The sequence below is a fragment of the Moorena sp. SIO1F2 genome, assembly GCF_010672755.1.
GTDB lineage: Bacteria > Cyanobacteriota > Cyanobacteriia > Cyanobacteriales > Coleofasciculaceae > Moorena.
In genome coordinates this window covers 1-10,828 of the sequence record NZ_JAAHFV010000225.1, presented here as the reverse complement: position 1 = coordinate 10,828, position 10,828 = coordinate 1, and the positions used below count along the sequence as shown (strand labels likewise).

Below are 10,828 nucleotides of genomic sequence, written 5' to 3'. Positions count from 1 at the left end.
TCTATCAGCTATCAGCTATCAGCTTATGCGCTACGCGCTGCATCCCTATTCCATACTCCCTGTTCCCTTTGGTATAGCTGATAGCTGATAACTGATAGCTGATAGCTTAACTACTTAGTTGCTGTAATAAAAACAAAACGGTCAGGAAATTCAAGGATAGATTGTTGAGCATATTTTTCTGAGATTTCTGCTAGACCTTCCTGTAACTGTTGGTCATCAAATAATGACAGTAAGGACATATAGCGATTTGCTACCATTTTCAAGTATTGTTCTTTAGGAATTGACTGAAGATATTCAACAAAATCAACTGAGACGTTGAAGCCGACTTTTTCTAGTAAACTAGTTAGATCGTTATAGTTGGGCTGCCTTCTTTCATATCGCTCTAAAGCTGCCTTGAATAAAGGATACTCAATAGTTGGAGGCAGAAGGATCAGCAAGAAAATTCCTCCACTAGTTAGCTTTTCAAACAAACTACTAAATAGTAATTCTTTATTGTCTATATGATGAATGGCTTCCTTCATGTAGACCTTATTATAACCTGAGGTCTCAGAGACAAAAGTAATCGCATCTACTGCCCTAATTTGGTATTGAGGGCTTAAGGGTATTTGTGAGAGCATCTCTTGAGAAGGATCCACGCAGATAATCGGATTATATAACTGTATTTCCTTCGGAATTGATTGAGTAAAAAGTCCTGTGCCGCAGCCTAAATCCACAAGACTATCTGTTGAGGTTAAGCGTAAATATTCAATAATTTTTAACCCCATAAATCTAATGTAGTCTTCTGAGTAACTCCACAAATCATCATAGATACTCCCGATTATTTTATAGTGTTTTTGATTGGAACTACTCATGGCTTTAATTCCTATTGTTCTGTATGATTATCAATATAGCGGTTTTCAATTGGTGAAGTACAAACTTCTGGGTTTTAGGGAGCAGGGAGCAGGGAACAGGGAACAGGAAACAGGGAAAAAATCCTGTGGAATAGGCATCTTGCCTGTTCGGCGATCTTTTGGGGCGGGCAGGATGCCCACTCTACCCGTGGAATAGGCATCTTGCCTGTTTGGGGAATAGGCATCTTGCCTGTTTGGGGAATAGGCATCTTGCCTGTTTGGGGAATAGGCATCTTGCCTGTTTGGGGAATAGGCATCTTGCCTGTTTGGGGAATAGGCATCTTGCCTGTTTGGCGATCTTTTGGGGCGGGCAGGATGCCCACTCTACTCCTATTCATTGAAAGATTCAGCAACGCCCGAAATCTAGTTAATCAACAGCAAACTCAGTGTATTGGCGCATGTTCGGGGAGTGAAAGCCCAGCACAATATCGTCAGCCGGAACACCCAGTTCAAGCAATTGGGTAGCAATGCCAATTTCCGTGCCATCATGCTGAATCCAGATTTTACCATTTTTGATATCTAAGTGGAGGCTACATCCGTGGGTGCGACGGTTATCTTTCCAGCCCGTGTGCAGCAACAGATAATGATCTCGTTCGGTGTCCAAAACCGCTTGGGCTTCGATTTCTGGGAAGGTGGGCTTACGATTGGCTCGTTCTAGCAGTAATTCCTGAATCCACTGACGATATTGTTCTACAGATTCTTATACAGCCATTGCCGAATAACCTCGTGAGTTTGGTCATAGATAAGTAAGTTGATTTGAGTCTTCTCAATTACTGATCGTACAAACCGTCGCTGGAAAAAAGATTGGTAAATTGTTTCAGGAATAGCAAGGTAAAGATTACGTTGGGCATCAACTTCATTTAGAGCAAATTGATAATTGATGCATTGCCCAAGGGCAGTATGAAAATCGGAGACAACGGATCGACCAATAAAGCTTTTAATTTCCACAGCAATTTTTTCTCCTGCTCGTTCCGCAGCGATTAGCTCGGCAAGATCAATTTCAAAATCGACTTCCACAACACTCAGTTGATAGGGATCGGCGGTAATTACCCAGTTATCTTTTTCTAGGGCAGTTCTCACTGCATTGTGGAAAGGAACCTTTGCCATGAGATTTTAAAAGAAATAGGAACCTTTTCTGGTAAAATTATATGCTAGAGCGAATGTATTCATCATTGCTTGGGCGATCGCACCACCAAACCTTACTTTCAAATAGTTCACCGGTCTAGTGGGATATCTTCATACACGAGTGCGATCGCAAACTCAAAACCAACGCTCTGTAGGGTGATCACATCTCCAGCTTCGTATGCCGTGTATAGCCACAACCGCCCTTCGCTCCTCCGGTAAATCTCGACGCTGATGCGCTACCCCACAGCAAACTCGGTATACTGCCTCATGATGGGTGCCTGATAGGCCAACACAATATCCTGCTTTGGTACGCCCAGCTCAACTAACTGATCTGCGATCGCAATCTCCGACCCATCATGCTGTATCCAAATCTTGGCATCTTTAATATCCACATGTACAGAACAGCCATAAATACGTGTGGTGTTATTTTTCCAACCGGTATGAACCATTTGGTAATGATCCCGTTCCGTATCAAAAATGAGCTGGGTTTCGATGGCTGGATTCGCCGACTTAATACTGGCGCGTTTTTTAAGCAAGTCCTGAATGTGCTGTCGATATACCTCTAGTTTATCCATTGATTAATCTTTGGTTGCGAAATATCATAAACTACAATAGGAACCTGATTACACTTGATCGACTTTTGTATAAACGGATAACTTAAAAAACCACTGTAAATTTACTTTTAGTTATTAATTTCATCAGTTACTTGATCCTGGAAAGAATTAGAAGCAAAAAGACCTCGTCCCACTTTCTTCCATCTCCCTTCTTTTACACCTTGATGCAATTGGTTAGCTAAGGAGTTTGTAGCACGGAGTTGTTCATGATCAGATTTGGCATCAAAGAGTCTGCTGGCAATCTGTTTTCGGTTAACCGGAGCCGCGAATTTATCTAAGATAATCTCTACCGCTTCCCCGAATGTTTTACCTCTAAATTCTGGATATAACATATCTCTGGGATTGCGCTTTTGACCCTCCTCATCGTCTTGGTTTTCCCTTTGGTTTTCTTCAAAGGATTCCTCTTCTAATTCCTCATCAACAAAAGTTACTTGACCGACATTGCCACTTGAATTCACAGTGGGAGCTTGTTCAGATAAATGATTAGCATTAACCTCAAGTTCCCGGAAAGCACTCGATATTTCCGCTGCAATATCATCGTTTTCCGCTGCAATATCGTTTTCCGCTGCAATATCGTTGCTGGATAGTTCGGCTTCAAGCTTATTCTGATAATAGGCAACGTTTGCCCGTTTTTGCTCCACTAAAGCCTTTACCTCAACCAGGTTTGCTTCCGCTTCAGTAAGTTCTCGCTGGGTTTGTTCTAGCTGAGTTTTGATCCAATTAATATGGTCTTCTTGAGCAGATTTAAGATTCATGGTTGTCAGTTGCATGTCTTGTAAATCAAGCTTTTACGGAAAGTATAGCAGTATTTTTTTAGTTTTGCCATCCAATCGAGTTAAATTTTATTTAAAAAAACTTTTTTTTTTGTTTACTCAATCCCTTAGTATCCTTCTGTAATAATCCTGCTAAGGAAAGGTTTTCACAGCTACAGGACTTAGGCAAAACTTGTAAACCAACCCTATAACTACTAGGATGCATTAATAAAAACTGCTACAGCTATGTAGATTTACTGGGCAACTCCTGACTATCATGAGTATCTAATAGGATTGTGACTTATACCCCCCATAACTTTAAATTTAGCTTTAATTTAGCTGAACTAGTTAATTTTTGCTATAACTGAAAAACAACTGTTTTCATAGCTGCTGTTACTTGGTAACAAAATTAATCTATAATCTAATTTGTTAGAGTTAATATCAGCTATATTAATAAACATGATTTTTTGCTGAGTATCAGCTAAATTTAACCTGAATATATACCAAAATAATTCTTATTAAATTTAAATTAGTTTCACTAGCTTTAGCTCCTAAAAAGTATTGTATGATGATCATCAACAAGCAATTGATACTGCAATTGTTTGTTGGCCACTCTCTAGAAAGCTGATCGCCCTAGGCTCAAGGCTGAGTGCATAACTGGCCTCAGCCGTCAGCCGTCAGCCGTCAGCGGTCAGAAGTCAGCCGTCAGCTGAGGTAACAGAGATTAAACCAATGTAGGGGATAAGCTGATAGCACCTCAAGTAGCATCTCAAGTAGCGCATTAGCTGATAGCTGAAGGCTGAATGCTTACCTGTAAAGTTATAAACTTTTGTTAATTTCATCACCAAACAAGCCATTTAAGATAACCAGAATCTCTAGATAATTTGATTACTATGTCTCAAGTTGAATTGCAACGGTCCCAACTCATGATAAGTACAAGAAGAAGCAGTCAATTTCATCCCCGAAAGGTCATGAAGGGTTTCAAGTTAGTTTCATTAACATTACTGGCAATGGTGATGGTACTGGTGGTACACGCTGAGCCGAGTTTCGCACAGGAATCCTCTAGTAGTGGAGGATTCAATCCCCAAGAAATATTGCGCAATGCTTTGCAGTGGATTGATAGTCTAGGACCCATCGGAGCGATCGCATTTATCGCAATCTATATCATTGCTGCCGTAGCATTTTTGCCTGGGTCTATCCTCACCCTAGGGGCTGGGGTAGTATTTGGTGTTGCCTTAGGCTCAATCTATGTGTTCATCGGAGCAACTATCGGAGCCACAGCTGCTTTTCTGGTTGGGCGTTATCTAGCTAGGGACTGGATTGCTCAAAAAATTGCTGGAAATGACAAGTTTAGTGCCATTGATGAAGCAGTAGGTCAGGAAGGATTCAAAATAGTGCTGTTGACTCGACTCTCTCCTGTATTTCCCTTCAACCTCTTAAACTATGCCTATGGTCTAACTGGGGTTTCGCTAAAAGACTACGTCTTAGGCTCCATTGGCATGATTCCAGGAACAGTCATGTACGTTTACATCGGTTCTCTGGCTGGAGACCTGGCCATGATCGGTGGTGGTGACGCACCCACCAATCCCACTGTCCAGTGGGCAATTCGGATTATTGGTTTTATCGCTACTGTTGCGGTCACACTTTATGTCACTAATGTAGCTAAGAAAGCTTTAGACAAAAGCGTTTCCAAAGAGACAGTTTAGAAGGTTAAAGGTTAAAGGTTGAAGGTTGCAAGTTGAAAGTTAGGAGGTTGAAAGTTAGGAGGTTGTTCGCGTAGCGTGGCCAAAGGCCAAGGTTAGGAAGTTTAAGGTTAAAGGTTAGGAAGTTTAAGGTTGTTCGCGTAGCGTGGCCAAAGGCCAAGGTTAAAGGTTAGGAAGTTTAAGGTTAAAGGTTAGAAGGTTAAAGGTTATAGAGATCCGTAAATTTTTGTTCCCGATTCCCGATTCCCGATTCCCTACTCCCGATTCCCTACTCCCTACTCCCTACTCCCTACTCCCTACTCCCTACTCCCTATTCCCGATTCCCTAAAAAATTAATTTAATTTTGAACCATCAAAGGAGTTATTATAAATGTCAAGTTCTCAATACCAAAGAGTTACTGTCCCACCTATGGACGAGTATAACCAGAGGTTGGTTAACTACGTTCATCCAGGGGATTGGGTTAATCCAAAACCTGTTGATTGTTATGACCTAGTAGTTATTGGTGCTGGTACAGCTGGATTAGTTACCGCAGCAGGTGCAGCAGGTATCGGTGTGGGTTTGAAAGTGGCGTTGATTGAACGGCATTTGATGGGTGGGGATTGTTTAAATGTAGGTTGTGTCCCCTCCAAGTGTTTGATTCGGTCATCTCGGGTAGTGGCTGAGATGCGCAATGCGGGAGCCTTTGGGGTTAAAGTTCCAGATAATATTGAAGTAGACTTCCCGGCAGTGATGGAACGGATGCGTCGGCTACGGGCAGGGATTAGCCATCACGATTCTGCTAAACGCTTCAAAGATACCTATGGTATTGATATATTTTTAGGAAATGGTCGGTTTACCGGTGATGATACCATCGAAGTAAACGATACTACCCTCAAGTTTAAGAAAGCGGTAATTGCTACAGGAGCAAGAGCAGTAAGACCCCGAGTTGAGGGCATGGAAGAGGCGGGGTATCTCACCAATGAAACGGTATTTTCTCTGACAGAACGTCCCAATCGACTAGCTGTTATTGGTGGCGGTCCCATTGGGTGTGAATTAGCTCAGTCTTTCCGCCGTTTAGGTTGTGAAGTGGTGCTGTTCCATCGCGGTTCTCACATTTTAAATAAAGAGGATGCTGACGCCGCTGATATTGTTCAAAAAGTCTTTTTAAAAGAAGGTATCCGTTTAGTCCTGGGTGCCAAATTGAACCGGGTCGAGAAGACAGAAGCAGGTAAAACCTTACACTTCAATAGCTGCACTGGTTTGGAAGAGTCGGTCACAGTAGATGAAATTTTGATCGGTGCTGGACGTGCGCCCAATGTGGAAGGGTTAAATTTGGAATTGGTCGGGGTAGAGTATGACCAGCGTAAAGGAGTGAAGGTGAATGATTACCTTGAGACTACCAATCCCAAAATTTATGCTGCTGGTGATATTTGCATGGACTGGAAGTTTACCCATGCAGCGGATTCAGCAGCACGGATTGTGATTAAGAATACTCTATTTTCTCCCTTTGGCTTGGGTAAATATAAGCTGAGTAACTTGGTGATGCCTTGGGCAACTTATACTGATCCAGAAATTGCCCATGTGGGGATGTATGAGGATGAAGCTCAAGGGAAAGGGTTTAATGTTAATACGATTAAAATTCCCTTTAGTACTGTAGACCGAGCGATCGCAGATGGCGAAGAAGAGGGATTTGTTAAAATTTACCATAAGAAGGGGTCAGATCAAATCCTGGGAGCAACTATTGTGGCAACTCATGCAGGGGAAATGATTTCTGAGGTGACGACAGCAATTGTCCATAAGATTGGTTTGAGTAAGCTTTCCAGCGTAATTCATCCCTATCCAACTCAAGCAGAAGGAATTAAAAAAGCGGCAGATGCCTATCGCCGCACCCTCTTAACACCAAGAACTAAAACATTTTTAGAATTCCTGACTAAGCTTTCTTAGAGTAAAAGGAGCTTTGCTTAATAATGGAATAATTTTAAGAGTTTTCTGGAATAGGCATCTTGGTGGAATGGGCATCTTGCCCGTTCCTTAGATTTTCCCAGAATAGGACTTGGTCAGCTCTGCCTATTTCCCTATCTCCCTACTCCCTCTTTGTCTTGACCTCCGATTGAAATAATCCAGGACTTACGCGGTTAAGTGGATTTCGCCCCCCTAGCCCCCCAATTTTGGGGGGTAATGATGTCAAAGTCCCCCAGAATTGGGGGATTTAGGGGGCAAATGCGTAAGTCCTATAATCCGAAGGTTAAAAACCGCTATATTCAAATCATTCCATGATTAAGCAACGGCGTTTTATCTGCAGATGATTGCCAGTAGGGAGCTAGGAAGCTAGATCTTGAGTAGATGAGGAAACAACCCTACCATCAGGCATAACCGTACCCCATAGTTCTGCATCCTTCCAGTCTACTTCAGCAAGATCCGCACCCTTGAGATTGGCAGCTCTCAAATCTGCTCCACTTAGCTTTGCTCCAGCAAGTTTCGCTCGACCTAGATTTGCCCTGTGAAGCTTGGCATCAGTCAAATTAGCTCTTTCCAATTTCGCACAACGCAACTTAGCCCCACTCAAATCGGCTCGGCTCAGGTTAGCTCCGCTTAAATCTGCTCGACTCAGATTCGCACCACTAAGGTTGATACCACTCAGATTAGCTTGAACTAGGTCGATAGCACAAAAATCTCGTTGCCCTGCTGCGTACCTTTCTTGGAGTTCTTTGCTATTCATGTCGCCTTCCCCCGATTTGACTTTAGTTAAAGGTTTCTATTAAAGAGAGTAAAAATATCGCCCAACGTGACAAAGTAAACCAATATTTTTTATATAGCTAATAAACGCAAAAAAGTGCCTGTGTAATAACAAATACATCCACAGTCATTTTTTAAATTCAAGTATAATTACTAGTTATCTAGATGGTAAATATCAATGCCTGAAATTAGGGAAAACTTATCATAACATTCCCAAACTTATCACATCTACCACACTCTTCACATTTACCACACTTCCTTGATTTTTTAGAAATATGATATGTCCCCTATCTAGAATTATAGTTATTGTGAGCACCAATCGCGTTTATATAGCAGTCGAAGTAAAGCTTAAGACATATTTCTGCTCCCTGCTCCCTACTCCCTGCTCCCTTTCAAGCAAAATACTCTGTCCTAAACTATACTTCGGTTGCTATAAATAAAGTTGGCGCAGTTTCTTGAGAGCTCGAAACTTTTTTTGCCGAATAGTTTCTTCCGTATACCGACCATAGCCCTTACACTCTAAATGACTCGAAATTTCAGCATAGGAAAGCTTTTTAAAATAGAATAACTCCAAAATTTCTGAATCTTCATCAGGAAGTTGTCTGATCTTCTCCCGCAGTTCCAAGTTCTGTATATACTGCATAGGGTGAGGATGACGGGAAGAGACCGCATTACTCTGCTCAGTCGAGAGTAAACTTTCCCACTTTTCGGAACTAATGTCTAAAAACCTATTATGCTTACGGAACAGTGCCCTTACGTAATTAAAGGCAACTGTTCGCAACCAAGCCCTTGGATTAATAATTGGCTCTCTTAAGTCACCCTTAATTCGAACCAGTAACAGTTCCTCATCAACGTCTAAATGCAACTCTAGTCTCCCGGATTCGATTAGTCTTTGGACAAGTAAAAAGACATCGTTTATAATGTCTTCATGGGTATACTTGCTCTTAAGATTAAATTGGCACAGCCAACCTTCTATTTGAGTAGATAGTGAATCTAAAAGGTTGGCAAGTTCTTCCTGTTTCATCATCCCCCCCTGGTAGAAGCAATTTTCACCTGGTTGTGGTTTGACCATTTAAATTCTTCTCCTGATCATGCAAACTGGTGTAAATGGAATCACTTATGTTGTCACGATTGTCACGGTTGATAGGGCAGACTATAAAAATAGTTTCTGCTCTGCCCAATAACAAAAAGCTACACTAAATTGTGACCACCAAGGGCCAAGCGGAGCATTTTCGCCTGTCAACTAAATCAGGACAAGACCTATCCGGTTCACAATTTTCTACAGGTTCACAGGATATAAGTCTTTGTTTGAAGAAACGAACATGCACAGTAACCAGTCTTTCTTGGGACTCGTTAGCAAGTTGGTGAGTCTGATCAAACCCAACGCAGACTAACTCACCTTCTGTGAACTTTTTCTCGTCCTTTGTTCGGTAGCCCTGCTTTCCTTGTAAGTGCTCCACTGGATCATAAAAGCGGTGGGTAAGGGTTCCTTTGTAGACACGGATTATGCTAATTTCCTCTCCGTGGGTATGTATTTGTGAAAACTGACCCGGCTCCCAAGAAATAACAAAAATAACACCAAAAAGGGTCATACAAACTAAGCGGCGATGGTAGTCACTCTCTTTAAAACTAATAGATTGCTCAATTAGCTTTTCACTCAAATTAAGGTTCGCCGCAAGCTTTGTGAACTTCTCCATACTCATGTCTTGGGGCGCTATGTCATTTACCTGATAGATAAATTCGTCTAGCGAAAGGTCACCAGAGCAACCTGAAGAGGGAGAAGACTGCAAGGACTGGCTGATCAGCTGATCTACCCTGTCAATGCACTGGTCAAACTGCGAATCTAATACTGCCAGGTCAAACATTTGTGCCATTCTCTCACCATCTTCTTGGGTAAGCTCTTTTTGAGTCGCTAGCTGGTAATACTCTTGAACCAACTGAACAAGCTCTGGCTGTTCCGGAAGATTATCTGGCTGACAGACTTCTCGGAGTATTGTTTTGAGTTGTTCTTTGGAATCTTCTGAAATTTCACCTTGACTGAACATAGTGACAAAGTTCTACATATTTAACAGGCGTTCGTTGATCTACTTTCAAAAGCGCTTGCTCTTGGAAAGCTTGGTGTCTATATATATGAGACGACAGGAAGCGAAACGTGACGCAGAGTTTTGTAAAGATTCTTGACGGGTTATCACCAAAGGTGCTGGCTAAAAACCAATACCGCCCCTCACCACCCATTCCACGGCTCCCTACCACAACGATAACTGCGCCTGCTCATAGCTGGCCATTTGGTACTGGATCAATGGGAGTTCTCGAGGTGAAGGCGCGTTCGGCACGCTACGCGATCGCAAAAGCACGCAAAATATACGGCCTTGCTTAATAATGGAATGATTTGAATAGTTTTGTGGAACGGGCATCTTGGTGGAACAGGCATCTTGGTGGAACTGGCATCTTGCCAGTTTCAATATATTCCCGGCGGGCAGAATGCCCACCCCACTCATATTTATCCAAAGATTCAGCAATGCCGAGAAAGCCAAAAGCCAAAAGCAAAGAGGGTTTTAAGCGATGCATTCCCTACTCCCTACTCCCTACTCCCTACTCCCTACTCCCTACTCCCTGTGCAATAGATAGTATGAAAAAAATACCATCACAGGAAAACTATGGCAACAGGGATGCTCGTTAACGGACAATGGACTAACGAAGCCTATCAGCAAGACCCCCAAGGGCGATTCATGCGTAATCCCACCAAATTCCGTAATTGGATTCGTGCTGATGGCTCCACAGACTATAAACCAGCCTCTGGACGCTACCATCTCTATGTTTCCTATGCTTGTCCCTGGGCGCACCGCACTCTGATTATGCGAGCCTTAAAGGGATTGGAGGAAGCGATTACCCTGTCCATTGTTGACCCATTGATGGATAAAGATGGATGGGAATTCTCCGATGGGCCTGGTTGTATCCCTGATACAGTCAATGGTGCTCGCTATCTGCGGGAAGTTTATATCAAAGGTGACCCTAACTGTACCGGAAGA

General features: G+C 42.4%; 14 protein-coding genes and 1 pseudogene. 5 read left to right on the top strand and 10 right to left on the bottom strand.

Annotated features, from left to right (window positions below; all coding sequences use genetic code 11):
• Positions 1 to 110: 110 nt before the first annotated feature.
• From F6J94_RS22745 to F6J94_RS22720, 6 genes are all read right to left on the bottom strand, one after another.
• Entirely contained in the window at positions 111 to 851 is a 741-nt protein-coding gene (locus F6J94_RS22745; protein WP_293044388.1) for a methyltransferase domain-containing protein, read from the bottom strand.
• Positions 852 to 925: 74 nt separating this feature from the next.
• Positions 926 to 1,171, bottom strand: a complete 246-nt coding sequence (locus F6J94_RS22740; RefSeq protein ID WP_293044386.1) for a hypothetical protein — start codon at positions 1,169 to 1,171, stop codon at positions 926 to 928.
• A gap of 86 nt (positions 1,172 to 1,257) precedes the next feature.
• Positions 1,258 to 1,551, bottom strand: a complete 294-nt coding sequence (locus F6J94_RS22735) for a XisI protein (protein WP_367142257.1) — start codon at positions 1,549 to 1,551, stop codon at positions 1,258 to 1,260.
• Between the two features lie 29 nt (positions 1,552 to 1,580).
• Positions 1,581 to 1,997 (bottom strand): XisH family protein, encoded by a 417-nt coding sequence (locus F6J94_RS22730; protein ID WP_293044384.1) that lies wholly within the window; start codon positions 1,995 to 1,997, stop codon positions 1,581 to 1,583.
• A gap of 254 nt (positions 1,998 to 2,251) precedes the next feature.
• A complete protein-coding gene (locus F6J94_RS22725; protein WP_070395931.1) occupies positions 2,252 to 2,590 on the bottom strand; it encodes a XisI protein in 339 nt (112 codons plus the stop codon).
• Between the two features lie 107 nt (positions 2,591 to 2,697).
• A complete protein-coding gene (locus tag F6J94_RS22720; RefSeq protein ID WP_293044382.1) occupies positions 2,698 to 3,384 on the bottom strand; it encodes a hypothetical protein in 687 nt (228 codons plus the stop codon).
• A 968-nt stretch (positions 3,385 to 4,352) separates the two neighbouring features.
• Here F6J94_RS22720 and F6J94_RS22715 point away from each other — a divergent pair.
• Positions 4,353 to 5,087, top strand: coding sequence for a TVP38/TMEM64 family protein (locus F6J94_RS22715; RefSeq protein ID WP_293044380.1), 735 nt, complete (start codon positions 4,353 to 4,355; stop codon positions 5,085 to 5,087).
• A 4-nt stretch (positions 5,088 to 5,091) separates the two neighbouring features.
• On the opposite strand, the gene F6J94_RS22710 is transcribed toward F6J94_RS22715, so the two are convergent.
• Positions 5,092 to 5,244 carry a hypothetical protein gene (locus F6J94_RS22710; protein WP_293044378.1) on the bottom strand — a complete coding sequence of 51 codons (153 nt, stop codon included), beginning with the start codon at positions 5,242 to 5,244 and terminating at the stop codon, positions 5,092 to 5,094.
• Between the two features lie 209 nt (positions 5,245 to 5,453).
• Between F6J94_RS22710 and F6J94_RS22705 the strand changes: the two genes are divergently transcribed.
• Positions 5,454 to 7,007: a mercuric reductase gene (locus tag F6J94_RS22705; RefSeq protein ID WP_293044376.1), complete on the top strand. Its 1,554-nt coding sequence runs from the start codon at positions 5,454 to 5,456 to the stop codon at positions 7,005 to 7,007.
• Between the two features lie 376 nt (positions 7,008 to 7,383).
• Here the strand turns inward: F6J94_RS22705 and F6J94_RS22700 are convergent, their stop codons facing one another.
• The 3 genes from F6J94_RS22700 to F6J94_RS22690 all read right to left on the bottom strand — a co-directional run bounded on the left by F6J94_RS22700 (position 7,384) and on the right by F6J94_RS22690 (position 9,844).
• Positions 7,384 to 7,782 (bottom strand): pentapeptide repeat-containing protein, encoded by a 399-nt coding sequence (locus tag F6J94_RS22700; protein ID WP_293044374.1) that lies wholly within the window; start codon positions 7,780 to 7,782, stop codon positions 7,384 to 7,386.
• Positions 7,783 to 8,229: 447 nt separating this feature from the next.
• Positions 8,230 to 8,871: a sigma-70 family RNA polymerase sigma factor gene (locus tag F6J94_RS22695; RefSeq protein WP_293044372.1), complete on the bottom strand. Its 642-nt coding sequence runs from the start codon at positions 8,869 to 8,871 to the stop codon at positions 8,230 to 8,232.
• A gap of 124 nt (positions 8,872 to 8,995) precedes the next feature.
• Entirely contained in the window at positions 8,996 to 9,844 is an 849-nt protein-coding gene (locus tag F6J94_RS22690; protein ID WP_293044370.1) for a cysteine dioxygenase family protein, read from the bottom strand.
• A gap of 107 nt (positions 9,845 to 9,951) precedes the next feature.
• On the opposite strand from F6J94_RS22690, the gene F6J94_RS22685 reads away from it, so the two are divergent.
• From F6J94_RS22685 to F6J94_RS22675, 3 genes and pseudogenes are all read left to right on the top strand, one after another.
• Positions 9,952 to 10,176 (top strand): hypothetical protein, encoded by a 225-nt coding sequence (locus tag F6J94_RS22685; protein ID WP_293044368.1) that lies wholly within the window; start codon positions 9,952 to 9,954, stop codon positions 10,174 to 10,176.
• 12 nt (positions 10,177 to 10,188) lie between these two features.
• Positions 10,189 to 10,479 carry a hypothetical protein gene (locus tag F6J94_RS22680; protein ID WP_293044366.1) on the top strand — a complete coding sequence of 97 codons (291 nt, stop codon included), beginning with the start codon at positions 10,189 to 10,191 and terminating at the stop codon, positions 10,477 to 10,479.
• A pseudogene (locus F6J94_RS22675) lies at positions 10,457 to 10,828 on the top strand (glutathione S-transferase family protein); the annotation flags it as partial. The gene F6J94_RS22680 and the pseudogene F6J94_RS22675, both read left to right, overlap by 23 nt.

Excerpts from the sequence above, each read along its gene's own strand:
- F6J94_RS22745 (WP_293044388.1), bottom strand. The coding sequence starts at position 851 with ATGAGTAGTTCCAATCAAAAACACTATAAAATAATCGGGAGTATCTAT.
- F6J94_RS22740 (WP_293044386.1), bottom strand. The coding sequence starts at position 1,171 with ATGCCTATTCCCCAAACAGGCAAGATGCCTATTCCCCAAACAGGCAAG.
- F6J94_RS22730 (WP_293044384.1), bottom strand. The coding sequence starts at position 1,997 with ATGGCAAAGGTTCCTTTCCACAATGCAGTGAGAACTGCCCTAGAAAAA.
- F6J94_RS22725 (WP_070395931.1), bottom strand. The coding sequence starts at position 2,590 with ATGGATAAACTAGAGGTATATCGACAGCACATTCAGGACTTGCTTAAA.
- F6J94_RS22720 (WP_293044382.1), bottom strand. The coding sequence starts at position 3,384 with ATGAATCTTAAATCTGCTCAAGAAGACCATATTAATTGGATCAAAACT.
- F6J94_RS22715 (WP_293044380.1), top strand. The coding sequence starts at position 4,353 with ATGAAGGGTTTCAAGTTAGTTTCATTAACATTACTGGCAATGGTGATG.
- F6J94_RS22705 (WP_293044376.1), top strand. The coding sequence starts at position 5,454 with ATGTCAAGTTCTCAATACCAAAGAGTTACTGTCCCACCTATGGACGAG.
- F6J94_RS22700 (WP_293044374.1), bottom strand. The coding sequence starts at position 7,782 with ATGAATAGCAAAGAACTCCAAGAAAGGTACGCAGCAGGGCAACGAGAT.
- F6J94_RS22695 (WP_293044372.1), bottom strand. The coding sequence starts at position 8,871 with ATGGTCAAACCACAACCAGGTGAAAATTGCTTCTACCAGGGGGGGATG.
- F6J94_RS22690 (WP_293044370.1), bottom strand. The coding sequence starts at position 9,844 with ATGTTCAGTCAAGGTGAAATTTCAGAAGATTCCAAAGAACAACTCAAA.